28 protein-coding genes are annotated in these 23,692 nt (G+C 68.8%); 4 read left to right on the top strand and 24 right to left on the bottom strand.

Features of this window, described 5'->3' with window-relative positions; translation table 11 throughout:
• Positions 1-21 precede the first annotated feature (21 nt).
• Positions 22-372: a hypothetical protein gene (locus ABZ923_RS06580; protein ID WP_361467589.1), complete on the top strand. Its 351-nt coding sequence runs from the start codon at positions 22-24 to the stop codon at positions 370-372.
• 54 nt (positions 373-426) lie between these two features.
• Here the strand turns inward: ABZ923_RS06580 and glmS are convergent, their stop codons facing one another.
• Positions 427-2,274 carry a glutamine--fructose-6-phosphate transaminase (isomerizing) gene (gene glmS, locus ABZ923_RS06575; RefSeq protein ID WP_361467586.1) on the bottom strand — a complete coding sequence of 616 codons (1,848 nt, stop codon included), beginning with the start codon at positions 2,272-2,274 and terminating at the stop codon, positions 427-429.
• Positions 2,275-2,445: 171 nt separating this feature from the next.
• Here glmS and coaA point away from each other — a divergent pair, with 171 nt between their 5' ends.
• Both coaA and ABZ923_RS06565 read left to right on the top strand, forming a co-directional pair.
• The gene (gene coaA / locus ABZ923_RS06570; protein WP_361467584.1) at positions 2,446-3,435 is read left to right on the top strand and encodes a type I pantothenate kinase; all 990 of its coding nucleotides are present in this window, start codon (positions 2,446-2,448) and stop codon (positions 3,433-3,435) included.
• 22 nt (positions 3,436-3,457) lie between these two features.
• Entirely contained in the window at positions 3,458-4,390 is a 933-nt protein-coding gene (locus tag ABZ923_RS06565; RefSeq protein ID WP_361467582.1) for a DUF389 domain-containing protein, read from the top strand.
• Between the two features lie 12 nt (positions 4,391-4,402).
• On the opposite strand, the gene glmM is transcribed toward ABZ923_RS06565, so the two are convergent.
• The 3 genes from glmM to rplM form a co-directional block, all read right to left on the bottom strand.
• Positions 4,403-5,761, bottom strand: a complete 1,359-nt coding sequence (gene glmM, locus ABZ923_RS06560) for a phosphoglucosamine mutase (protein ID WP_361467580.1) — start codon at positions 5,759-5,761, stop codon at positions 4,403-4,405.
• A 156-nt stretch (positions 5,762-5,917) separates the two neighbouring features.
• Complete coding sequence (gene rpsI, locus ABZ923_RS06555; RefSeq protein WP_003998795.1) at positions 5,918-6,430, bottom strand: 30S ribosomal protein S9; 513 nt, start codon at positions 6,428-6,430, stop codon at positions 5,918-5,920.
• Between the two features lie 42 nt (positions 6,431-6,472).
• Positions 6,473-6,916: a 50S ribosomal protein L13 gene (gene rplM, locus ABZ923_RS06550; RefSeq protein ID WP_189978663.1), complete on the bottom strand. Its 444-nt coding sequence runs from the start codon at positions 6,914-6,916 to the stop codon at positions 6,473-6,475.
• A gap of 268 nt (positions 6,917-7,184) precedes the next feature.
• On the opposite strand from rplM, the gene ABZ923_RS06545 reads away from it, so the two are divergent.
• Complete coding sequence (locus ABZ923_RS06545) at positions 7,185-8,057, top strand: hypothetical protein (protein WP_361467577.1); 873 nt, start codon at positions 7,185-7,187, stop codon at positions 8,055-8,057.
• 5 nt (positions 8,058-8,062) lie between these two features.
• On the opposite strand, the gene ABZ923_RS06540 is transcribed toward ABZ923_RS06545, so the two are convergent.
• The 20 genes from ABZ923_RS06540 to rpsH all read right to left on the bottom strand — a co-directional run bounded on the left by ABZ923_RS06540 (position 8,063) and on the right by rpsH (position 23,541).
• Entirely contained in the window at positions 8,063-8,806 is a 744-nt protein-coding gene (locus ABZ923_RS06540; RefSeq protein WP_361467574.1) for a polyprenol monophosphomannose synthase, read from the bottom strand.
• 40 nt (positions 8,807-8,846) lie between these two features.
• On the bottom strand, positions 8,847-10,706 hold the full coding sequence (locus ABZ923_RS06535) for a glycosyltransferase family 39 protein (RefSeq protein WP_361467571.1): 1,860 nt from the start codon (positions 10,704-10,706) through the stop codon (positions 8,847-8,849).
• Positions 10,703-11,725: a glycosyl hydrolase gene (locus ABZ923_RS06530; RefSeq protein WP_361467569.1), complete on the bottom strand. Its 1,023-nt coding sequence runs from the start codon at positions 11,723-11,725 to the stop codon at positions 10,703-10,705. The genes ABZ923_RS06535 and ABZ923_RS06530 overlap by 4 nt, the downstream gene beginning before the upstream one ends.
• Positions 11,725-13,143, bottom strand: a complete 1,419-nt coding sequence (locus ABZ923_RS06525) for a glycosyltransferase family 2 protein (RefSeq protein ID WP_361467717.1) — start codon at positions 13,141-13,143, stop codon at positions 11,725-11,727. The genes ABZ923_RS06530 and ABZ923_RS06525 overlap by 1 nt, the downstream gene beginning before the upstream one ends.
• 383 nt (positions 13,144-13,526) lie before the next feature.
• Positions 13,527-14,390 carry a tRNA pseudouridine(38-40) synthase TruA gene (truA, locus tag ABZ923_RS06520; protein ID WP_361467567.1) on the bottom strand — a complete coding sequence of 288 codons (864 nt, stop codon included), beginning with the start codon at positions 14,388-14,390 and terminating at the stop codon, positions 13,527-13,529.
• A gap of 74 nt (positions 14,391-14,464) precedes the next feature.
• A complete protein-coding gene (gene rplQ, locus ABZ923_RS06515; RefSeq protein ID WP_208033772.1) occupies positions 14,465-14,959 on the bottom strand; it encodes a 50S ribosomal protein L17 in 495 nt (164 codons plus the stop codon).
• Positions 14,960-15,044: 85 nt separating this feature from the next.
• Positions 15,045-16,067, bottom strand: a complete 1,023-nt coding sequence (locus ABZ923_RS06510; RefSeq protein WP_003966937.1) for a DNA-directed RNA polymerase subunit alpha — start codon at positions 16,065-16,067, stop codon at positions 15,045-15,047.
• Positions 16,068-16,218: 151 nt separating this feature from the next.
• On the bottom strand, positions 16,219-16,623 hold the full coding sequence (rpsK, locus tag ABZ923_RS06505; RefSeq protein WP_003956432.1) for a 30S ribosomal protein S11: 405 nt from the start codon (positions 16,621-16,623) through the stop codon (positions 16,219-16,221).
• A 65-nt stretch (positions 16,624-16,688) separates the two neighbouring features.
• Complete coding sequence (gene rpsM, locus ABZ923_RS06500; RefSeq protein ID WP_030641206.1) at positions 16,689-17,069, bottom strand: 30S ribosomal protein S13; 381 nt, start codon at positions 17,067-17,069, stop codon at positions 16,689-16,691.
• A 192-nt stretch (positions 17,070-17,261) separates the two neighbouring features.
• Positions 17,262-17,375 carry a 50S ribosomal protein L36 gene (gene rpmJ, locus ABZ923_RS06495; protein WP_003998809.1) on the bottom strand — a complete coding sequence of 38 codons (114 nt, stop codon included), beginning with the start codon at positions 17,373-17,375 and terminating at the stop codon, positions 17,262-17,264.
• A 60-nt stretch (positions 17,376-17,435) separates the two neighbouring features.
• Positions 17,436-17,657, bottom strand: a complete 222-nt coding sequence (gene infA, locus ABZ923_RS06490) for a translation initiation factor IF-1 (RefSeq protein WP_003948620.1) — start codon at positions 17,655-17,657, stop codon at positions 17,436-17,438.
• Between the two features lie 145 nt (positions 17,658-17,802).
• Positions 17,803-18,639 carry a type I methionyl aminopeptidase gene (map, locus tag ABZ923_RS06485; protein WP_361467563.1) on the bottom strand — a complete coding sequence of 279 codons (837 nt, stop codon included), beginning with the start codon at positions 18,637-18,639 and terminating at the stop codon, positions 17,803-17,805.
• Between the two features lie 99 nt (positions 18,640-18,738).
• Positions 18,739-19,404: an adenylate kinase gene (locus ABZ923_RS06480; RefSeq protein WP_361467560.1), complete on the bottom strand. Its 666-nt coding sequence runs from the start codon at positions 19,402-19,404 to the stop codon at positions 18,739-18,741.
• Entirely contained in the window at positions 19,404-20,717 is a 1,314-nt protein-coding gene (gene secY / locus ABZ923_RS06475; RefSeq protein ID WP_361467557.1) for a preprotein translocase subunit SecY, read from the bottom strand. Before secY ends, ABZ923_RS06480 begins: the two co-directional genes overlap by 1 nt.
• 189 nt (positions 20,718-20,906) lie before the next feature.
• Entirely contained in the window at positions 20,907-21,362 is a 456-nt protein-coding gene (gene rplO, locus ABZ923_RS06470; protein ID WP_023547373.1) for a 50S ribosomal protein L15, read from the bottom strand.
• Positions 21,363-21,364: 2 nt separating this feature from the next.
• Positions 21,365-21,547, bottom strand: a complete 183-nt coding sequence (rpmD, locus tag ABZ923_RS06465) for a 50S ribosomal protein L30 (protein ID WP_003974250.1) — start codon at positions 21,545-21,547, stop codon at positions 21,365-21,367.
• A 2-nt stretch (positions 21,548-21,549) separates the two neighbouring features.
• Complete coding sequence (rpsE, locus tag ABZ923_RS06460; RefSeq protein ID WP_019753099.1) at positions 21,550-22,155, bottom strand: 30S ribosomal protein S5; 606 nt, start codon at positions 22,153-22,155, stop codon at positions 21,550-21,552.
• Between the two features lie 36 nt (positions 22,156-22,191).
• The gene (gene rplR, locus ABZ923_RS06455) at positions 22,192-22,575 is read right to left on the bottom strand and encodes a 50S ribosomal protein L18 (protein ID WP_030745253.1); all 384 of its coding nucleotides are present in this window, start codon (positions 22,573-22,575) and stop codon (positions 22,192-22,194) included.
• 3 nt (positions 22,576-22,578) lie between these two features.
• Positions 22,579-23,118, bottom strand: coding sequence for a 50S ribosomal protein L6 (rplF, locus tag ABZ923_RS06450; protein ID WP_030345438.1), 540 nt, complete (start codon positions 23,116-23,118; stop codon positions 22,579-22,581).
• Between the two features lie 24 nt (positions 23,119-23,142).
• Entirely contained in the window at positions 23,143-23,541 is a 399-nt protein-coding gene (gene rpsH / locus ABZ923_RS06445) for a 30S ribosomal protein S8 (protein ID WP_014674378.1), read from the bottom strand.
• Positions 23,542-23,692 lie beyond the last annotated feature (151 nt).

The following is a 23,692-nucleotide window of genomic DNA, read 5'->3' as shown; positions in this document are numbered from 1 at the left end:
CCACAACGGGAGGACACAGCTGTGAAGTTGAAGTCTCTGGGCACCGCGCTCACCACCGCGGCCCTCATCGGTACGGCCCTCACCGGCGCCGTCGCCACCGCCGGTACCGCCTCCGCGGCCACCCTGCCGAGGGACTGCAGCAAGGCGATCATCAACGTCAAGGCCAAGCAGACCGTCAACGTCCGCACCTCGCCGAAGACGTCCGCCACGGCCGTCGGCATCTGGGGCAAGGGCAGGAAGGGCACGGTCTGCAACGACGGCAAGGCCTACAAGGGCGGCTCGTACACGGCCTGCGGCAAGAAGAGCAACCTGTGGTACTACGGCGGCGACAAGAAGACCGGCTGGGTGCCGAAGACCTGCATCAACTGGTGACCGCCTGAACGGGACCCGAGGGGCGGACGGCACGATGCCGTCCGCCCCTCGGGCTCATTCCACCGTGACCGACTTGGCCAGGTTCCTCGGCTGGTCCACCTCGTTGCCGCGCGCCGTCGCCAGCTCGCACGCGAAGACCTGGAGCGGGACCGTCGCCACCAGCGGCTGCAGCAGCGTCGGGGTGGCCGGGATCCGGATCAGGTGGTCGGCGTACGGCACCACCGTCTCGTCGCCCTCCTCCGCGATCACGATGGTGCGCGCGCCCCGGGCCCGGATCTCCTGGATGTTGGAGACGATCTTGTCGTGGATGACCGACCGGCCGCGCGGGGACGGCACGACGACGACCACCGGCACGTCCTCCTCGATCAGCGCGATCGGGCCGTGCTTCAGCTCGCCCGCGGCGAACCCCTCGGCGTGCATGTACGCCAGTTCCTTCAGCTTGAGCGCGCCCTCCAGGGCCACCGGGTAGCCCACGTGCCGGCCGAGGAAGAGCACGGTGTTCTTCGAGGCGAGGGTGCGCGCCAGCGCCCGTACCGGCTCCATGGTCTCCAGGACCCGCTCGACCTCCTCCGAGATCCGGGACAGGTCCTTGATCACGGCCTGGATCTCGTCGCCCCACTTGGTGCCGCGCACCTGGCCCAGATAGAGAGCGACCAGGTAGCAGGCGACCAGCTGGGTGAGGAACGCCTTGGTCGAGGCGACCGCGACCTCGGGGCCCGCGTGCGTGTACAGCACCGCGTCGGACTCGCGGGGGATCGTCGAGCCGTTGGTGTTGCAGATCGCCAGCACCTTGGAGCCCTGCTCGCGGGCGTGCCGGAGCGCCATCAGGGTGTCCATGGTCTCGCCGGACTGGGAGATGGCGATCACCAGCGACCGCCCGTCCAGGATCGGGTCCCGGTAGCGGAACTCGCTGGCCAGCTCCACCTCGCAGGGGATCCGCGTCCAGTGCTCGATGGCGTACTTGGCGATCAGGCCGGCGTGGAAGGCCGTACCGCAGGCGACGATGACGACCTTGTCGATCTCGCGCAGTTCGGAGGGGCTGATCCGCACCTCGTCCAGGGTCAGCGAGCCGGACGGGTCGATGCGGCCGAGCAGGGTGTCGGCGACCGCCTTGGGCTGTTCGGCGATCTCCTTGAGCATGAAGTAGTCGTAGCCGCCCTTCTCGGCGGCGGAGGCGTCCCAGTCCACGTGGTAGGAGCGGACCTCGGCCGGGCGGCCGTCGAAGCCCGTCACGGTGACACCGTCCCGGCGCAGCTCCACCACCTGGTCCTGGCCCAGTTCGATCGCCGACCGCGTGTGCTCGATGAACGCGGCGACGTCGGAGGCCAGGAACGCCTCGCCCTCCCCGACGCCCACCACCAGCGGCGAGTTGCGGCGGGCGCCGACCACCACGTCCGGCTCGTCGGCGTGCACCGCGACCAGCGTGAACGCGCCCTCCAGCCGCCGGCACACCAGCCGCATCGCCTCGGCGAGGTCGGCGCAGGAGGAGAACTCCTCGGCGAGCAGGTGGGCGACGACCTCGGTGTCCGTCTCGGAGTTCAGCTCGTGGCCGCGCTCGGCCAGTTCCGTGCGCAGGAGCGCGAAGTTCTCGATGATGCCGTTGTGGACCACGGCGACCCGGCCCGCGTTGTCCAGGTGCGGGTGCGCGTTGCCGTCGGTGGGACCGCCGTGGGTGGCCCAGCGCGTGTGGCCGATGGCGGTCGAGCCGGTCGGCAGCGGCCGGTCGACCAGTTCCTTCTCCAGGTTGACCAGCTTCCCGGCCTTCTTGGCGGCGGCCAGCCCGCCGTCCGCCAGCACGGCGACACCCGCCGAGTCGTACCCCCGGTACTCCAGCCGCTTCAGCCCGGCCGTCACGACGTCGAGCGCCGACTGTGACCCTACGTATCCCACGATTCCGCACATGAGCGGCAGCCTACGGTCCCGCGGCGATCAAAAAAGGCCTCCGGCTGCCCGGATTCGGAAATTCCCACCACCGTACGAAGGCCCTGACGGCACCGGTGACGCCGGCGGGCCGGGCCGCGCGCGTGACGGACCCCACCCGCCGTCCCGTTCAAACTCCGTTAACAATGGACTGTGATCTCACCGGTCTCCTCGATGCCCCGGAGCGCCCACCGGCACAGGCCGGAGGCGACTCCCTACGTCGATCTCACCCGCGCCGAGTGGAGCGCGCTGCGCGACAAGACACCGCTGCCGCTCACCGCCGAGGAGGTGGAGAAGCTCCGCGGTCTCGGCGACGTGATCGACCTCGACGAGGTGCGGGACATCTACCTCCCGCTCTCCCGGCTCCTCAACCTCTACGTCGGCGCCACCGACGGCCTCAGAGGCGCGCTGAACACCTTCCTCGGGGAGCAGGGCTCCCAGTCCGGCACCCCGTTCGTGATAGGCGTCGCCGGCTCGGTGGCCTGCGGCAAGTCCACCGTCTCCCGCCTCCTCCAGGCCCTGCTCTCCCGCTGGCCCGAGCACCCGCGCGTGGAACTGGTCACGACGGACGGCTTCCTGCTGCCCACCCGGGAGCTGGAGGCCCGCGGCCTGATGTCGCGGAAAGGATTCCCCGAGTCCTACGACCGCCGGGCCCTCACCCGTTTCGTCGCCGACATCAAGGCCGGCAAGGGCGAGGTGTCCGCGCCGGTCTACTCCCACCTCATCTACGACATCGTGCCGGACGAGAAGCTCACCGTCCGCCGCCCGGACATCCTGATCGTGGAGGGCCTGAACGTCCTCCAGCCCGCCCTGCCGGGCAAGGACGGCCGCACCCGGGTCGGTCTCGCCGACTACTTCGACTTCAGCGTGTACGTCGACGCCAGTGCCGAGGACATCGAACGCTGGTACCTCAACCGCTTCAGGAAGCTGCGCCAGACCGCCTTCCAGGACCCGAACTCGTACTTCCGCAAGTACACCCAGGTCTCCGAGGAGGAGGCCCTCGACTACGCCCGCACGCTGTGGCGGACCATCAACAAGCCCAACCTGGTCGAGAACATCGCCCCGACCCGCGGCCGGGCCACCCTCATCCTGCGCAAGGGCCCGGACCACAAGGTGCAGCGCCTGCGGCTGCGCAAGCTGTAGCCGACCGTGTTGGATGGGCGCCATGCTGCATCTGCGCCTGATCACCCCGGCGGAGCGGACCGACGAGGTGGTCCGTCTGATCGAGAAGACGGTCGGTACCACCCACCTCGTCGTCCTGCCGGGCGCCGCCCGCAACCCTGCCGGCGACCTCGTCCTGTGCGACGTGGCCCGCGAGGCGGGCGACGAACTCATCGCCGGGCTGCGGCGGATCGGCCTGGACGAGACCGGTTCGATCGCCGTGGAGACCATCGACCTCTCGCTGTCCCGGCGCGCCGACAAGGCCGAGGCGGAGGCGCCGGGCGAGGGCGCGGACGCGGTGCTGTGGGAGGGCCTGACCGACGCCACCCACGAGGAGTCGACGCTGTCGTTCACCTACGTGGCCTTCATCACCCTGGCCACGATGATCGCGGCCTGCGGTGTGGTGCTGGACAACGCGGTCCTGATCGTGGGCGCGATGGCGGTGGGACCGGAGTTCGGGCCGCTCGCCGGGATCTGCACGGCCGTGGTGCAGCGCCACCCGCGCCTGGCGTGGCGCTCACTGATCGCGCTGCTGGTGGGCTTCGCGGTGGCGATGGCCCTGACCTCCGCGTTCAGTCTGCTGATGGATGCGGTGGGCCTGTTCAGCAAGGCGCAGCTGGAGGCCGACAGGCCGAACACCGGGTTCATCTACGCCCCGGACTGGTTCTCGATCGTCGTGGCCGTACTCGCCGGAGTCGCCGGCACGCTGTCCCTGACCTCGTCCAAGTCGGGCGCGCTGGTGGGCGTGGCCATCTCGGTGACGACGGTCCCGGCCGCGGCCAACGCGGCAGTGGCGCTGGCCTACGGCGACACGTCCCAGACGAGCGGCTCGACGGTCCAGCTCCTGCTGAACCTGCTGGGCATCGTCCTGGCGGGAACGCTCACCCTGCTCGCCCAGAAGTACTTCTGGGCGAGGCAGAGGGAACGTCTCGGCTGACGCGGCGGGGTACTACCCCAGCGCGGACTTCACGGCGTCGGCCAGCCGGCCGGCGACCGCCCGGGCCTGCTCGATGTCCGCGGCCTCGACCATGACCCGGACCAGCGGCTCCGTACCGGACGGCCGCAGCAGCACCCGGCCCGTGGCACCCAGCTCCCGCTCCGCCTCGGCCACGGCGGCGGCGACGTCCGCGGATGTCTTCACCCGGGACTTGTCCACGTCGGGGACGTTGATGAGGACCTGCGGCAGCCGCTCCATGACGGAGGCCAGCTCCCGCAGCGTACGGCCGGTCTGGGCGACCCGCGCCGCCAGCAGCAGGCCGGTCAGCGTGCCGTCGCCGGTGGTCGCGTGGTCGAGGATGATGACGTGCCCGGACTGCTCGCCGCCGAGGGCGTAGCCGTGCTCCTTCATCTCCTCCAGGACGTACCGGTCGCCGACGGCGGTCTGCACGAGCCGGATGCCCTCGCGCTCCATGGCCAGCTTGAAGCCGAGGTTGGACATCACGGTCGCGACGACGGTGTCGGAGCGCAGTGCGGAACGCTCCCGCATCGCCAGCGCGAGCACGGCGAGGATCTGGTCGCCGTCGACCTCCTCGCCGGTGTGGTCCACGGCCAGGCAGCGGTCGGCGTCGCCGTCGTGCGCGATGCCGAGGTCCGCGCCGTGCGCCAGGACCGCGGCCTTGAGCCGGCCCAGGTGGGTCGAGCCGCAGCCGTCGTTGATGTTGAGGCCGTCCGGCTCGGCGCCGATCGTGACGACCTCGGCACCGGCCCGGGCGAACGCCTCCGGCGAGACCCCCGAGGCCGCGCCGTGCGCTTCGTCCAGGACGATCTTCAGTCCGTCGAGCCGGTTGGGCAGGACCGACAGGAGGTGGGCGATGTACTGCTCGAAGCCCTCGTCGTACGACCGTACGCGGCCCACCCCGGCGCCCGTCGGCCGCTCCCAGGGCTCGCCGTGCCGGTGCGCGTCGTACACCGCCTCGATCCGGTCCTCCAGCTCGTCGGCGAGTTTGTGGCCGCCGCGGGCGAAGAACTTGATGCCGTTGTCCGGCATGGCGTTGTGGCTGGCGGAGAGCATCACACCGAGGTCGGCGCCGAGCGCGCCGGTCAGGTGCGCCACCGCGGGCGTCGGCAGCACGCCGACGCAGAGCACGTCCACGCCCGCGCTCGCCAGGCCCGCGACCACGGCCGCCTGAAGGAACTCCCCGGACGCGCGCGGGTCCCGTCCGACCACCGCCGTCGGCTTGTGGCCCTCGAAGGTGCCCGCCTCGGCCAGCACGTGCGCCGCGGCGACGGAGAGGCCGAGCGCCATCTCGGCCGTCAGATCCGCGTTGGCGACACCGCGCACGCCGTCCGTGCCGAAGAGTCGTCCCACTTGTCCTCCCGAGGAAACATGACGAGGAAGCATGCCATCACACAAGCCTTTGAGCGTCTTGTGTCGTTATACGCCCTTGGCTCGGATAAGCGAACGCCCCGGGGGCACATGTGGCGTGCCGCCGGGGCGTTCGGAGTACGAGCAGGCAGCTCTTGATTAGCGCTTGCTGTACTGCGGAGCCTTGCGGGCCTTCTTCAGACCGGCCTTCTTCCGCTCGACCGCACGGTCGTCGCGGCGCAGGAAGCCGGCCTTCTTCAGCGGACCGCGGTTGTTGTCGACGTCGGCCTCGTTCAGCGCACGGGCGACACCGAGACGGAGCGCACCGGCCTGGCCGGAGACACCGCCACCGGCGATGCGGGCGATGACGTCGTAACGGCCCTCGAGCTCGAGCACCTTGAAGGGCTCGTTCACTTCCTGCTGGTGCACCTTGTTCGGGAAGTAGTCCTCGAGGGTGCGACCGTTGATCTTCCACTTGCCGGTGCCCGGGACGATCCGGACGCGGGCGATGGCGTTCTTGCGGCGGCCCAGGCCGGCGGCCGGCTGGGGCTCGCCGAAGCGGGAGGCCAGGGACTCCGAGGTGTACTCGCCCTCGACGGGGACCTCGGACTCGGTGGTGTAGCTGTCGATGTCAAGCTCTTCGAGCGGCTGCTCGGCAGTGGTCTCGGCCACGATGCTCCTCAGATTCTCTTCAGTCTTAGGGGGTGGCCGGACTTACTGCGCGACCTGGGTGATCTCGAACGGCACCGGCTGCTGGGCAGCGTGCGGGTGCTGGTCGCCCGAGTAGACCTTCAGCTTGGTGAGCATCTGACGGCCCAGGGTGTTCTTGGGGAGCATGCCCTTGACGGCCTTCTCGATGGCCTTCTCGGGGTTCTTCGCCAGCAGCTCGTCGTAGCGGACGGAGCGCAGACCACCCGGGTAGCCGGAGTGGCGGTACGCCATCTTCTGGGTCCGCTTGTTGCCGGACAGGTGCACCTTGTCGGCGTTGATGATGATGACGAAGTCACCAGCGTCGACGTGCGGCGCGTAGATCGGCTTGTGCTTGCCCCGGAGGAGGGTCGCAGCGGTGGTGGCGAGACGGCCCAGGACAACGTCCTGAGCGTCGATGACGTGCCACTGGCGCGTCACATCGCCGGGCTTGGGGCTGTACGTACGCACGGTTCGTAGCCTTCGCTTCGAGTGAATGGTCCTAAACAAGGTCACCGAAACGATCACGACAGCCTTGACCCACGGCGGCGACGCAAACCGCGTGCGTGGGGTCGCTGGTCATCGGCCCGGTGGACCGGTGTAAGGGCCCGTCCCGTGAGAATGAGCAAGCCAATACACAACGAAGAAGTAGGTTACCGGGCGGCCCCCGGACGGGTCAAAACGAGGCAGGCCGGGAGAGGGACCCCGCACCCCCGGCCCCCCGTCTAAGATGCGCCCCATGAGTTACGGGCAGGGGGGACCCCAGTCTCAGTGGGATCCCTGGAAACCGCAATCCCAGCAGCCGTGGAACGACGGAGACGACGGGACACCGGACTGGGCCGCGCTCGCCGAGGCATCGGAGACGCGGAACAAGCGCCGCAAGCTGCTGTTCATAGCCGGCGGCGGGCTCGCCACGGTCGCGATAGGCACCGCGGTCGCCATGGCCGTGGTCTCCGCGAACGGCGGTGATCCGCAGGCCGGGCCCAGCGGCCTGCCCGCCAGCGCCTCCATACCGGGCTCCACCGGCGCCACGCCGTCCTTCGCGCCCACCAGCGCCCCGCCGCCGCTGGACCCCGCGGACTTCATATCCAGCGCCAAGAAGGACACCGCCCCGCTCAGCCCGGACACCCTGTTCCCGGGCAAGCAGCTCACCATGAGCGGCACGGTGTACAAGAAGGGCCCGTCGGCCGACACCAAGAGCTGCGCCACCGCCGCCGGCGGCACCCTGCCCAAGATCCTCACCGCCAACGGCTGCACCCGCCTGATGCGCACCACCTACAGCAACGGCGGCATCGCGGTCACCGTCGGCGTCGCCGTGTTCGACACCGCGGCCCAGGCCACGAAGGCCAAGACGCAGACCGACGACCGGAGCATCGTGCGCTCGCTGTTCGGCAAGGACGTCAAGCCGTTCTGCGACGGCGCGTTCTGCCGCTCCACCCGCAACGCCTACGGCCGCTACGCGTACTTCACGATCTCCGGCTTCACCAGCGGCAAGAACGTCACCACCAAGGACACCAAGGTCTTCCGCACCGGCAACGACCTGGCCCAGTTCACCGCCAACCAGATCCACCGCCGCGGCCAGGCCCAGGCCTCGGCCGCCGCGAACCGGTAGTCCGGCTAGCGCCGCTTCAGCCGCAGCCGCAGCGGGATCACCGCCGACTCCAGCTGGGTACGGAGGGTCATCTTGGACACACCCTCCGTGCGCTCGGTGAAGCGGATCGGGATCTCCACGGCCGTGTGCCCGGCCCGTACGGCCTTGTACTTCAGCTCCACCTGGAAGCTGTAGCCCGCGCTGTCCAGGGACCACAGGTCCACGTCCCGCAGGGTCGGCGCCGACCACAGGTTGAAGCCGGCGGTGATGTCCCGGATCTCGGTGCCGAGGACGGCGCGCGCGTACCGGTTGGCGAAGCGGGACAGCAGCACCCGGTGCGCGCCCCACCGCTCGTCCAGCGAGCCGCCCTCGACGTACCGGCTGCCGACGACCAGCCCGGCGCCGGAGTCCCGGGCCGCCCGGAGCATGCGGGGCACGGCCTCCACCGGGTGGCTGCCGTCGGCGTCCATCTGGACGACGTACGCGGCGCCCTCCTCCAGTGCGGCGGACATGCCGGCCGTGTACGCCCGTCCCAGCCCGTCCTTCTCCGTGCGGTGCAGCACGCTCATCCGGCGCCGGCCGGCCCGGTTGTACCGCTCGGCCAGTTCCTCGGCGATCCGCCCGGTGCCGTCCGGGCTGGAGTCGTCGACGATCTTCAGATGGAGCCCGTCCAGCGGCAGGGCGAGCACCGCCTCGGCCATGCCCGGCAGGTTCGCCGCCTCGTTGTAGGTCGGCATCACCACGGTGACCGGTACCCCGTCGTGCGTCATCCTCGCTGTTCCTTCCCCGTGGGTGTCTTCGACGTCTCGGTCAGGAGGTCTTGACCCAGATGCGGTAGTGACCGGTGCCGCTGGAGTTGCGGAACGGCAGGTCGGCGAGGAGCCGGTAGTGCGCGTTGCCCTTGAGGGCGTCCGCGACGACGGTGTCCACCCGGGGGTTGGTGAGGCCGTCCAGGACGACCAGGTCGTACGCGCCGTCGCGCAGGGCCGCCCGGTAGCCGGCGTCGCCGGAGTGGTGCCGGCCCTTCCGGTCCGTGTACTCCATGGCGAAGGCGCCCTGCCACTGCCGCTGGCTGGTCTTCTCGCGCAGGTAGTAGACGGGGACCTCGGGCGTCGAGGCCATGTAGTGGCCCGTGCGGTCCACGTGGGAGTCGATGACCTGGATCATCTTCGCGGAGTCGGGCCAGACGCCGAACCGCCAGTCCGCCTGGGAGATGCCGAGGCAGAGCGTCGCCGTCCACAGCATGATGCCGAGCTGGGGATGGCGGAAGTGGGCGCCGATGAGCCGGGTCACGCCCACGCCGGCCATCGGCGCGGCGAAGAGCAGTCCGAAGCCGACGTGCTTGAACAGCGAGACCACGGTCCCCAGGTGCACCTGGTACGCGGGCGCGAGCAGGGCGGTGCCGCACAGCACCAGACCGAGCAGCGCCCGCCGGCGCCAGCCGGGGTTGCCGAGCCGCTGGGCGAGCGGCGACTCGTTCATCCGGCTGCGCCGCATGTAGGAGAGCGCGCCGCCGACGGCCGCGAGGAACATCAGCCCGCCCCACTCGGCCGACCGCTGGAGCAGGAAGGCGGCGCCGTCGGAGCCGTGGTCGCGGTCGGTGGTGGTCTGCCGCACACCGGCCAGCAGGTCGGTGCTGTACATGCCGGCCGCGAGCAGGGCGCCGATGCCGAGCGCGAGCAGCAGCATCCGCAGGAAGGCCCTGCCGCCCTTGTGCGGCCAGCCGGTGAGCAGCGCGAGCACGACGATGGTCGGCAGGTACAGCCCGGAGGCGTACTTCACGCCGACGGCGAGCACGGCGACGGGCGCGGCGAGCAGGACGGCGGCCACCGGCGCCCGGTCGGTGCGTACGACGATCCACGTGGTCAGAGCCAGCAGGAACACGGCGGCGGCGTCGTAGGTGGCGAAGTACCCCATGACGACGGTCGACTGCACCACGGCGAAGAGCGCCGCGCCGGCCAGCGCGGCCCGCTCGTTGAACAGCCGCCGGGTGAAGGAGTACAGCAGCGCGGTGGTGCCCAGCATGAAGGCCAGGCTGAGGGTGCGCGCTCCCGCGAGCCCGAAGCGGTCGTCGACGACGGCGGCGAGCACCGGGTACAGCTGCGGCGAGCCGGAGAAGTACGCCGCGTAGTTCACCGGCAGCGGGGTGCCGTGCAGCAGGTGCTGCAGCTCGGCGTGCCCGGCCGACAGGTACAGGGCCTCGTCCTGGAACGCCGTGTTGGACAGGCGCAGCGAGAGCACCGCCTGGACGGCCAGCACGAACAGCAGCACGGCCCGGCTGACCCAGGCGCGCCGCCGGCTGGCGGCCATGTCCCAGCCGACCTCGGGGGTCTCGGGCACGTGGTACCCGGGGTCGGCCGCCTCGGCCGGCTCCGGCACGGTGTGCGGGGCGAAGACCGGCTGGTCGGCCGGCTGCTGGTACGGATAGGTCCGGGGGTCGTAGTCGTACCCCTCGGGTATCTCGTACGCCTGCGGGACGTCGTAGGAGTGCGGGACGTCGTAGGCCTGCGGGACGTCGTAGGAGTGCGGGACGTCGTAGGCCTGCGGGACGTCGTACGAGTGCGGCTGGCGCGGGACGTAGCCGTCGGAGTTGAACCAGCCGCCCTGCGGCTCGTCGTCGGCGTACGGGTCGTACGGCTCGGGGGTGTAGTACTGGGGTCGTGAGGTCATGACGGCTTCCGTACGTCGAAGCCGAACCGGTCGTCGGCTGCCAGGCGCTTGAACTCCTTCAGCGCCAGCGGGCTGGCCTCCAGCCGCCAGTCGGCGCGCTTCTTGTGGTTGAACCAGACGAAGCCGAGCATGTCGTCGTCGGCCGCGACGCCCGCGAACAGGTTGCGGATGTCGGCGCGGCGCCGCTCGCCGGGCATGGCGGCGGTCTCCAGCAGCAGGAACGGCTTCTTGGTGAAGGTGCGGATCCGCTCGCGGGTGGGCCCGAAGACGCTGTCGAAGGCGTTGTCGGAGCCGGTGGTGAAGTAGCCGATCAGTCCGACCCAGTCGACGTAGGCGTCGCCCGGGTAGTACGGCTCCAGCTTCACGTTCCGCACCGGGTTGACGATGTTGGGCGACCAGGCCCAGATGACGTTGGTGGCGCCGGCGTCCACGAAGGTCTGGTGGATGTGCCGCCAGGCGGCCACGTAATGGGCCGGGGTCACGTCGTCGGTGCCCCACTTCTCCCAGTGGCCGTTGAACTCGTCCGCGAAGTCGATCACCACGGGCAGGTTGAGCCGGCGGACGGCGGTCGCGTACTCCTTGATGTACGCGTCGGACCTGCCCGCCGCGATGTCGGTGAGCGGGGTGTCGAAGGGCTCCCAGGACATCAGCGTCAGCGCGCCCTCGGCCCAGGCGTTGCGCACCCCGGTGGCGTCGAAGCCGTCGCCCCAGCCGGCGTAGTACTCGACGAGGTTCGGCTGCTTGCCGGTCATGCCGGTGTACGTGTCGACGCTCTTCATGGAGGTCGGGGCGCCGGGCACGGCCACGCCGTAGTACTTCTTCGCGGGCTTCAGCAGGGGCGTGACGTCGTAGGGGATGTCCCGGTCGGCGCTCGCGGAGGAGTGCGGGCCCGCCGTGCCGGTGCCGGACTCCGGCGCGCCGTCGTCGCCGAGGAGCGAACAGCCGGTGAGCGCGAGGAGGCCGACGAGGGTGCCGGCCAGGGCGGCACGGGCCCTGAAGAAAGGTTTCACCGGTCGCATCAGGCGGCCTCCGCCCCCGCGCGCGGCTGGACCAGGACGCGGCCGACGACCAGTGCGTAGAACAGCCCGGAGGACAGGATCAGGGCGAAGTCCGGGGCGTTCATGGTGAACGTCCGGTACACCGCCGCGGTGACCCAGACCAGCGCCGTGCCGCCGCTCCACGCCCACATGCCGATCCAGAAGCGCCGGGTCTTGTTCTTCTTGGCACCGGAGGAGCCGGTCGGCTGCCAGCCCATGCGGTTCTTGCGCAGGATGTCCCAGATGGCGAAGACGTGCGCCCAGCCGTACATCATGCGGGCCGCCCAGGCCTCCAGGCGGTACGGCGCCCGGTGCCACATCGGGAAGACGATCGTGGTGTAGAGGATGCTGGGCAGCACCAGGAGCAGATGCTCCACCTTGAGCTTCTCCGGCATCGTCAGCAGCAGCACGATCGGGATGACCGGCGCCGCGAAGGTGAACAGCGCGGTGTGGATGTAGTAGAAGAACCCGGACATGTAGCACAGCCGGCTGGAGAGCCGGATCCTCGCCTGCCAGAACTTGCGGCTGCCCAGCAGGCTCATCGAGCCCGAGCACCAGCGGTACTGCTGGTTGAAGAAGGCGCCGGCGCTGTCCGGGCACACGCCGGTGGAGACGGCGACCGGCACATAGCGCAGGTCCCAGCCGAGCCCGCGCAGGTCGAAGCCGGTGTGCACGTCCTCGGAGTGCTCGATCAGGGTCGTACCGCCGTTGGTCTCCAGGGCCGCGCGCCGGTAGATCGCGCAGGAGCCGACGCAGATGGCGCCGTCACTGCCCTGCCGGGACACCTGCACGGAGCGGTAGAACAGCTCCTGCACCGCGCCCGCGCCGCGCTCGATCCAGTTCTGCGAGTCGAGCACCCGGAAGTACTGCGGGGACTGGACGATGCCGATCCGCGGATCGTCGTCCATGTACGGCAGCAGCTCCTCGAGCAGGTCGGCCCGCGGGGTGAAGTCCGCGTCGAGGATGAGGATGTACTCGCCGTCCGACTGCCCGAAGCCGAAGTGCAGGTTGCCGGCCTTCTTGAACCAGCCCCGGTTCTCCCGGGTGCCGTAGCGGAAGCCGAAGTCCCGGGCCATCGCCGCCAGCTCCGGGCTCGCGCCGTCGTCCAGCACGAACGGCACGCAGACCCCGGGGTACCGGTCGGCCATCGCCCGCACGTGCCGCCAGGTGTTGTGCAGCACCTCGATGGGCTCGCCGCACACCGGCAGGAACACGTCGACGGTCGGGTGGACCGCGGGCCGCCAGTTCTGCACCAGCCGCCGGTGGTGGGCGATGTCGAAGTCCCGGGTGAAGCCGTTCACCCGCAGCGACACCAGGTAGTAGATCACCGTGAACACCAGCAGCGGGGTGTAGATCCACAGCACCGGCGTGGACTGCGCCAGCTTGAACTGGCTCGTCACCAGGCAGCAGAAGCTGATCAGCGAGCTGATCGTCAGGATCCACAGGTTCCGGTGCGCGTAGGAGTACTTCTCCTTGTCCGACGGCGGGAGCGGCAGCAGCCCCAGCGCGGGGCGCCCGCCGCGCTCCGCCCGTCGCCGTCCGCTGCTCCGGCGCGCCGCGCGACGCCCCCCGGTCCGCACGGGACCCACTGAAGTCATGCCGTTGTCCAACCCCGGGCCCGTACGACCCGTCGACCCCCCAGCCAGCCCGGCCACCCCCTGTCGAACATGTGGCCGGAAGGCGCAACCTTAATCGAGAGGTATGAAAGGCGTAAGAGTCGACCAGGACGGTTACGCCTGGTAAGTCCAGACATGGGGCATAAGCGCCGCGAAATGCAACGTAACTAACATGTTTCGCAGCCGGACGCGCCAGGCAGCGACCGCTTGTTCCGGGCCTCCTTGCTCCGCGCCGCCAGCAGCTCGTCGGCCGGGTAGCCGACCTCCTCCAGGGTCAGCCCGTGCGGCCGCACGACATGCACGGCGGAGTCCCGCACCCCCGCGGCCAGCACCTTCCCGGGCCACTCCGGCCCCCGGTGCCCGTCCCCCACGAACAGCAGCGCCCCGATCAGCGAGCGCACCATGTTGTGGCAGAACGCGTCCGCCCGCACGGTCGCGGTGATGATGCCGTCGTCGCCCCGCACCAGGCTCAGCTCCTGGAGCGTGCGGATCGTGGTCGCGCCCTCGCGCTTCTTGCAGTAGGCGGCGAAGTCGTGCTCGCCGAGCAGCGCCCGGGCCGCCTCGTTCATGGCGTCCACGTCGAGCGGCCAGTCGTGCCAGAGGACGTGCCCCCGCAGCAGGGGGTCCACTCCCCCGGGATTGTCGGTGACCCGGTAGGCGTACCGCCGCCAGATCGCCGAGAACCGCGCGTTGAACCCACGGGGCGCCTCCCGCAGCGCCCAGACCCGGACGTCCCTCGGCAGCCGCCCGGCGAGCCGCTTCAGCAGCTTCTCGTGATGCTCGCGCCAGACGCCCTCGGGCAGATCCACGTGGGCCACCTGCCCGCGCGCGTGCACCCCGGCGTCGGTCCGCCCGGCGACCGTCAGCTCGTAGGTCTCCCGCGACCGGGTCACCGTCCGCAGCGCGTCCTCGATCTCCCCCTGCACGGTCCGCCGGCCGCCGGCCTGCTTGGCCCAGCCGTGGAAGCCGGTGCCGTCGTAGGAGAGATCGAGACGGAGACGGACGTGCCCGGGCTGTACTTCATCACTCACGTACGGATCCTCTCAGGAACACGAGAGCGGGCCCGCTCCTCGAAAGGAACGGGCCCGCGAACGCCGCGGAGCGCTTACGCGTCCTTGGACTCCTCGGCAGCGGCCTCCTCGGCCGGAGCCTCGGTCGCCTCGGGGGCCTTGGCCTCCTCGGCCTCCTTGACCGCACGCTTGGTGGCGGCCTCGGCCTCACCGGTCGCCTGCTGAGCAACCGTCAGCGCCTCGACCAGCTCGATGACGGCCATGGGCGCGTTGTCGCCACGGCGGTTACCGATCTTGGTGATGCGGGTGTAACCACCCGGACGGTTCTCGTACCGCGGGCCGATCTCGGTGAAGAGCGTGTGGACGACGCTCTTGTCCGTGATGACCTGGAGCACCTGACGGCGGTTGTGAAGGTCGCCCTTCTTCGCCTTGGTGATCAGACGCTCGGCGTACGGCCGCAGACGGCGGGCCTTCGCCTCGGTGGTGGTGATACGGCCGTGCTCGAAGAGGCTCTTCGCCAGGTTGGCGAGGAGGAGCTTCTCGTGCGCGGCGCTGCCGCCCAGACGGGCACCCTTGGTGGGCTTCGGCATGTTCTTTCTCCTGTGTGTCTGCCCCGGCCGTGTCAGGTACCGGGGTCAGGAACCCGATGAGCGGATGCTCACCGGCTGCGACCGATCAGTACTGCTCGGTCTCCACGAAACCCGCGTCCGCGTCGTCGTCCGCACCGAAGGCGTCCGCGGCGGCCGTGGGGTCGAATCCGGGCGGGCTGTCCTTCAGGGCCAGGCCCATGCCGGCCAGCTTCGCCTTGACCTCGTCGATGGACTTCGCACCGAAGTTGCGAATGTCGAGGAGGTCGGCCTCGGAACGCGCGACCAGCTCACCCACGGAGTGGATGCCCTCACGCTTGAGGCAGTTGTAGGAGCGGACGGTGAGCTCCAGCTCCTCGATCGGCAGCGCGAGGTCGGCGGCCAGGGCGGCGTCCGTCGGGGACGGGCCCATGTCGATGCCCTCGGCGTCGATGTTCAGCTCGCGGGCGAGACCGAACAGCTCGACCAGCGTCTTACCGGCGGAGGCCATGGCGTCGCGCGGACGCATCGCCTGCTTGGTCTCGACGTCGACGATCAGCTTGTCGAAGTCGGTGCGCTGCTCGACACGCGTGGCCTCGACCTTGTACGTGACCTTCAGAACCGGCGAGTAGATCGAGTCGACCGGGATACGGCCGATCTCCTGGCCCACCTGCTTGTTCTGCACGGCGGAGACGTAACCGCGACCGCGCTCGACGGTCAGCTCCATCTCCAGCTTGCCCTTGCCGTTGAGCGTGGCCAGGACGAGGTCGGGGTTGTGCACCTCGACACCGGCCGGGGGCGCGATGTCGGCGGCGGTGACCAGACCCGGACCCTGCTTGCGCAGGTACATCACGACCGGCTCGTCGTGCTCCGAGGAGACGACCAGCTGCTTGATGTTGAGGATCAGGTCGGTGACGTCCTCCTTGACGCCCGGCACGGTGGTGAACTCGTGCAGCACGCCGTCGATCCGGATGCTGGTGACAGCAGCGCCGGGGATCGAGGAGAGGAGGGTACGGCGGAGGGAGTTGCCGAGGGTGTAGCCGAAGCCCGGCTCCAGCGGCTCGATCACGAACCGGGAGCGGAACTCGTCGACGACCTCTTCGGTCAACGAGGGACGCTGAGCGATCAGCATGTGTGGATCAGATCCTTCTTTCGTGGACGCCCGCTATTTGACGTCCGACGGAAACCGCACCCGTGAGAAGTGCGGGTACTGCAAGGGTACGGGCGATACGGCCCTTTTCACGGGGCCGTACCGCCCGAAAAACCCTGAAGCAGCCGGTGCGTCAGACGCGGCGGCGCTTCGGCGGGCGGCAGCCGTTGTGCGGGGTCGGGGTGACGTCCTGGATGGAGCCGACCTCGAGGCCCGTGGCCTGCAGCGAGCGGATCGCGGTCTCACGACCGGAACCCGGGCCCTTCACGAACACGTCGACCTTGCGCATGCCGTGCTCCTGGGCGCGGCGGGCAGCCGACTCGGCGGCCATCTGCGCGGCGAACGGCGTGGACTTCCGGGAGCCCTTGAAGCCGACGTGGCCGGCGGAGGCCCAGGAGATCACGTTGCCGGACGGGTCCGTGATGGAGACGATCGTGTTGTTGAACGTGCTCTTGATGTGCGCGTGGCCGTGAGCGACGTTCTTCTTTTCCTTGCGGCGCACCTTCTTGGCAGCGCCCTGACGACCCTTGGGGGGCATCTACTAACTCCTACGGGAGGTGGTCGGTCCTACAGCGAAGACCGTGGACAGGTGTCCGCTGCGGACTACTTCTTGCCCGGCTTCTTCTTGCCGGCGATGGCGCGACGCGGACCCTTGCGGGTGCGAGCGTTGGTGCTGGTGCGCTGACCGCGGACGGGCAGACCGCGACGGTGACGGAGACCCTGGTAGGTACCGATCTCGACCTTGCGGCGGATGTCGGCCTGGATCTCGCGACGGAGGTCACCCTCGGTCTTGATGTTGTTGTCGACGTACTCGCGGATCGCGACCAGCTGCTCTTCGGTCAGGTCACGAACACGGGTGTTCGGGTCGACGCCGGTCGCAGCCAGCGTCTCCTTCGAGAGGGTCCGGCCGATGCCGAACACGTAGGTGAGGGCGATCTCCACGCGCTTGTCGCGCGGGATGTCGACACCGGAAACGCGTGCCATTCAATGGCTCCTGGTGAATCTTCGGAGGTCTTCCACAGAACCGGCTCCCGGCCGCCGTACCAGGTACGAACCGGGTCCCCGGCCTCCGAACCGGGGGTGTCGAGCTGGATGGCTCGGGTTCTGCGTATGAACATATTCAGCTCGCGTCGCGCGAATCTCTGCGATAGAGGTGCAGAGGGTGATGGTCGTGCGTCAGCCCTGGCGCTGCTTGTGGCGCGGGTTCTCGCAGATGACCATGACCCGGCCGTGACGGCGGATCACCCTGCACTTGTCGCAGATCTTCTTGACGCTCGGCTTGACCTTCATGGGGTGAGGTTCTCCGGGTCAGTGCCATCGCACCGGGCGGGCCCGGGGCGCGGGCAAGATCTACTTGTACCGGTAGACGATCCGGCCACGCGTCAGGTCGTACGGAGACAGCTCCACCACGACCCGGTCGTCAGGGAGGATGCGGATGTAGTGCATACGCATCTTGCCGCTGATGTGTGCCAGGACCTGGTGGCCGTTCTGGAGCTCGACCTTGAACATGGCGTTCGGCAGAGACTCGACGACAGTGCCCTCGATCTCGATGGCACCTTGCTTCTTGGCCACGCTTCGCCCTTCGAATCGACTACCTTGATCGACTCCGTCACACTTTCAAGCATGAGGACATGCGGGTGCACGAGAGCCGACGAGTCAGTCTACGTCGGCGCACCCCGAAAGGCGAATCGAGGAAGTCTGCCCTCGGGGGTGATCGTTAAGCAAGCGGGTCGGGGGCCGTCGTGATGCCGTACTCGGCGAGCTTCGCCTTGCCTCCGTCGGGGGCGGTGAGGACCAGCGGGCCCTGCTCCGTCAGGGCGACCGAGTGCTCCCAGTGGGAGGACCAGGTGCCGTCCGTCGTGATGACCGTCCAGTCGTCGGAGAGGACCTCCGTACGCGGGGTGCCGAGCGAGACCATCGGCTCGATCGCGAGGCAGAAGCCGGGCACCAGCTTGGGGCCCTTGCCGCGGCGGCGGTCGACGTAGTTCAGCAGGTGCGGGTCCATGTGCATCTCGGTGCCGATGCCGTGGCCGCCGTAGTCCTCGATGATCCCGTACCTGCCGCCGCCCGGCTTGGGCTGGCGGCGGATGTACGTCTCGATCGCCCGGGAGACGTCGACCAGCCGGTTGCCCTGCTTCATGGCCGCGATGCCGGCCCACATCGACTCCTCCGTCACCCGGGACAGCTCGATCAGCTCCGGGGAGTGGCCGGAGCCGACGAACGCGGTGTAGGCCGCGTCACCGTGCCAGCCGTCGACGATCGCGCCGCAGTCGATGGAGATGATGTCGCCGTCCTTCAGAACGACGTCGTCGGAGGGGATGCCGTGGACGACCACGTCGTTCACGGAGGTGCAGATGGTGGCGGGGAAGCCGCCGTACCCCAGGAAGTTCGACTTCGCGCCGTGCTCGGCGAGGACCTTGCGGGCCACCTCGTCCAGGTCCTTGGTGGTGGCACCCGGCACCGCGGCCTCCCGCGTGGCCGCGTGGATGGCGGCTACGACCAGGCCCGCCGCCCGCATCTTCGCGATCTGCTCGGGGGTCTTGATCTGCACCATGGGGGGCCTGCGCTCTCCGTCACTCGCGTCGACTGGGATACCTGTACAACAGTACGGCCGCGGCGCCCGGGCAGGCACCGCGGCCGGAAGGACCGGGAACTACTTGTTCCCGGCCTTCTCGCGCTTGAGGGCCTCCAGCGCCCGCTGCGTGATCTCGTCCACCGGGCCCAGGGCGGAGATCGTCACGACCAGGCCCTGCGCCTTGTAGTAGTCGATGATCGGCTCGGTCTGCGTGTGGTAGACCTCCAGCCGCTTGCGCACGGTCTCCTCGGAGTCGTCGTCGCGCTGGTACAGCTCGCCGCCGCAGACGTCGCAGACGCCCTCCTGCTTCGGCTTGCTGTACGTCACGTGGAAGACGTGGGAGGAGTCGTTGCGGCAGATGCGCCGGCCGGCGATGCGCTTGACGACCTCGTCCTCGGGGACCTCCAGGTCGAGGACGGCGTCCAGCGTGATGCCCTCGGTCTGCAGCAGCTCGTCCAGCGCCTCCGCCTGCGAGACGTTCCGCGGGAAGCCGTCCAGCAGGAAGCCGTTCTGCGCGTCCGGCTGCTCCATGCGGTCCTTGGCCATCGCGATGGTCACCTCGTCGGGGACGAGGTTGCCGGCGTCCATGTAGGACTTCGCGAGCTTGCCCAGCTCGGTCTGCTGGCTGATGTTGGCCCGGAACAGGTCACCCGTGGAGATGTGCGGGACGGCCAGCTTCTCTGCGAGCCGGACGGCCTGCGTTCCCTTACCAGCACCCGGCGGCCCGACGAGGACGATACGCATCAGCGGAGGAACCCTTCGTAATTGCGCTGCTGGAGCTGGCTCTCGATCTGCTTCACCGTCTCGAGGCCGACACCCACGATGATGAGGATGCTGGTCCCGCCGAACGGGAAGTTCTGGCTTGCCCCAAAGCCCACCAACGCCATTGTCGGTACGAGAGCGATCAGACCCAGATACAGCGAACCCGGCCAGGTGATCCGGTTGAGCACGTAGCTGAGGTACTCAGCGGTCGGTCGGCCAGCCCGGATGCCCGGGATGAAGCCACCATACTTCTTCATGTTGTCGGCGACTTCCTCGGGGTTGAAGGAGATCGCCACGTAGAAGAACGCGAAGAAAACGATGAGCAAGAAGTACGAAGTGATGTAAATCGGGTGGTCGCCCTTGGTGAGGTTCGCCTCGATCCAGGTCTTCCAGTCCGACTTGCCCCCCGCGAACTGCGCCACGAGCGCCGGGATGTAGAGCAGCGAGGAGGCGAAGATGACAGGAATCACACCGGCCTGGTTCACCTTGAGCGGGATGTACGTGGACGTACCGCCGTAGGAACGGCGCCCGATCATGCGCTTCGCGTACTGTACCGGGATGCGGCGCTGGGCCTGCTCGACGAAGACGACGAGCGCGACCATGACCAGGCCCACCGCGATGACGGTGCCGAACTCGATCCAGCCGCCGGCCAGCGTGCCCTGCTTCTTGATGGCCCACAGCGCGGACGGGAAGGTCGCGGCGATCGAGATGAACATCAGGATCGACATGCCGTTGCCGATGCCGCGGTCGGTGATCAGCTCACCGAGCCACATCACGACGGCCGTACCGGCGGTCATGCAGATGACCATCGTGATCGTGGTGAAGATGGCCTGGTCCGGGACGATGCTGGACGCGACCGAGCAGCCGTTGAAGAGGGCGCCGCTGCGGGCGGTGGCGACGAGGCCGGTGCCCTGCAGGATGGCGAGCGCCACGGTCAGGTAGCGGGTGTACTGCGTGATCTTCGCCGTGCCGGCCTGGCCCTCCTTCTTCAGGGCCTCCAGACGCGGGATCACCACGGTCAGCAGCTGCAGGATGATGCTCGCCGTGATGTACGGCATGATGCCGAGCGCGAAGATCGTGATCTGCAGCAGCGCGCCACCACTGAACATGTTCACGAGACCGAACAGGCCCTGGTTGCCCGACGCCTCGTTCACACACTTCTGGACGGCCTGGTAGTTGACGCCGGGGATCGGGATGTGGGTACCGACCCGGTAGACCACGATGATGCCCAGCGTGAAGAGCAGCTTCTTGCGCAGGTCGGGCGTCCTGAACGCCCGGGCGAACGCGGTGAGCACGGTGCCTCCTGCGACCCCCGCGCAACTGCGTCAAGGGTGACGGTCTGAGGTTCGACGAATACGAAAAAGAACAGTGCAGGCCACCTTACCGGCGACACTGCCCCCCTAGGAACGACCAACCGGGGATACCTCATTGTGAGGTATCCCCGGTCGGGATCGTCTACGTCATCGAGGCGTCGTCCGAAGGACTCAGACGAGCTCGGTGACCGTACCGCCGGCGGCGGTGATCTTCTCCTTGGCGGAGCCGGAGACGGCGTCGACCGTCACCTGCAGCGCCACGGAGATCTCGCCCTGGCCGAGGACCTTGACGAGGCTGTTCTTGCGAACGGCACCCTTGGCCACCAGACCCTCGACGGTGACCTCGCCACCCTCGGGGTAGAGCGCGGCCAGCTTGTCGAGGTTCACGACCTGGAACTCGGTCTTGAACGGGTTCTTGAAGCCCTTCAGCTTCGGGAGGCGCATGTGGAGCGGCATCTGGCCACCCTCGAAGCGCTCCGGAACCTGGTAGCGGGCCTTGGTGCCCTTGGTACCACGACCGGCCGTCTTACCCTTCGACGCCTCACCACGACCGACACGGGTCTTGGCGGTCTTGGCGCCCGGGGCGGGACGGAGGTTGTGGATCTTGAGCGGGTTCTGCTCCGCCATGATCAGTCGACCTCCTCGACCGTCACGAGGTGGCGGACGGTGTGCACCATGCCGCGGAACTCGGGGCGGTCCTCCTTGACGACCTGCGTGTTGATGCCCTTGAGACCAAGGGAGCGCAGGGTGTCACGGTGGTTCTGCTTGCTGCCGATGTAGGACTTGACCTGCGTGATCTTGAGCTGCGCCATGATTACGCACCCGCCCCGGCACGCGCACGCAGCAGGGCCGCGGGAGCGACGTCCTCGAGCGGCAGACCACGGCGGGCCGCGATCTCCTCGGGACGCTGCAGACCCTTCAGGGCCTCCACGGTCGCGTGCACGATGTTGATGGCGTTGTCGGAGCCGAGCGACTTCGACAGCACGTCGTGGATACCGGCGCACTCGAGCACGGCACGCACCGGACCACCGGCGATAACACCGGTACCCGGGGACGCGGGCTTGAGCAGCACGACGCCGGCAGCCTTCTCACCCTGGATGGGGTGGGGGATGGTGCCCTGGATCCGGGGGACCTTGAAGAAGTGCTTCTTGGCCTCCTCAACGCCCTTGGCGATGGCGGCCGGCACCTCCTTGGCCTTGCCGTATCCGACACCCACGGTGCCGTCACCGTCGCCCACCACGACCAGCGCGGTGAAGCTGAAGCGACGACCACCCTTCACAACCTTGGCGACGCGGTTGATCGCGACGACGCGCTCGACGTACGCGGTCTTCTCGGCGGCAGCAGCGCCGCCGTCACGGCCCTTCCGGTCCCGCCGCTCGCCGCCACCGGCACCGCTTCCGCGGCGCTGGGGTCCAGCCATTGGATTACCTCTCTCTTTCCGCTAGCTACAAGCGGCTCAGAACTTGAGCCCGGCTTCGCGGGCGGCGTCCGCCAGGGCGGCGATGCGCCCGGCGTACTGGTTGCCACCACGGTCGAACACGACGGCCTCGACACCGGCGGCCTTGGCACGCTCGGCGACCAGGGCGCCGACCTGCTTGGCCTGCGCGGACTTGTCGCCCTCGCCACCGCGGATCGAGCTGTCCAGAGTGGACGCCGACGCCAGGGTGTGGCCCTTCAGGTCGTCGATCACCTGCGCCACGATGTGGCGGTTGGAGCGGGTCACGACCAGACGGGGACGCTCCGCCGTACCGGAAAGGTTCTTGCGGATCCGGATGTGACGGCGCTTGATCGCGGCGCGCTTGTAGGCGTCGCCCTTGAGGATCTTCTGCCCGTATGCCATGGCTTACTTACCCGCCTTTCCGACCTTGCGGCGGATGACTTCGCCCTCGTACTTGACGCCCTTGGCCTTGTACGGGTCGGGCTTGCGCAGCTTGCGGATGTTGGCCGCAACCTCGCCGACCTTCTGCTTGTCGATGCCCTCGACCGAGAAACGGGTCGGGGTCTCCACCTTGAAGGTGATGCCCTCGGGGGCCTCGACGACGATCGGGTGGCTGTAACCGAGAGCGAACTCCAGGTTCGAACCCTTGGCGGTCACTCGGTAACCGACACCGCTGATCTCGAGCTTCTTCACGTAACCCTGGGTCACGCCGGTGATCATGTTCGCCACCAGCGTGCGGGAGAGGCCGTGCAGGGCCTTGCTCTGACGCTCGTCGTTCGGGCGCAGCACCTGGAGGGTGCCGTCCTCGCCCTTAGCGATGTCGATCGGCGCGGCAACGGTGTGGGTCAGCGAGCCCTTGGGGCCCTTGACCGAAACCGTACGGCCGTCGATGGTGACGTCCACGCCGGCGGGAACCGCGATGGGGAGCTTGCCGATGCGCGACATAGCTGTTTCCTCCGTTCCCTTCTGCTACCAGACGTAGGCGAGGACTTCCCCACCCACGCCCTTCTTGCCGGCCTGCTTGTCGGTGAGGAGCCCGTGCGACGTGGAGATGATCGCCACGCCCAGGCCGCCGAGCACCTTCGGCAGGTTGGTGGACTTCGCGTACACCCGGAGACCGGGCTTGGAGATCCGCTTGATGCCCGCGATGGAGCGCTCACGGTTGGGGCCGAACTTCAGCTCCAGGACGAGGTTCTTGCCGACCTCGGCGTCCTCGACCTTCCAGCCCGTGATGAAGCCCTCCTGCTGGAGGATCTCCGCGATGTGAGACTTGATCTTGGAGTGCGGCATCGACACCGAGTCGTGGTACGCCGAGTTCGCGTTCCGCAGACGCGTCAACATGTCTGCGATCGGATCAGTCATGGTCATGAATTGGCCTGTGGCCTTTCTCGCCGGGGTTTCCTATATGCGCCATCCCTCTCCCCGTACATGGACGGGACGGGTGCGGCGCGGGGACCTACGGCGTAGTAAGCAATTACTAGCGGACGCTGTCCGCGGGCGTTCAGGGCGGCAGAGGCCC

This window comes from Streptomyces sp. NPDC046881, from assembly GCF_040645015.1.
Taxonomy (GTDB): domain Bacteria; phylum Actinomycetota; class Actinomycetes; order Streptomycetales; family Streptomycetaceae; genus Streptomyces.
Note: the sequence above shows the minus strand (reverse complement) of the source record. Positions and strands in the feature narration are given on the sequence as shown.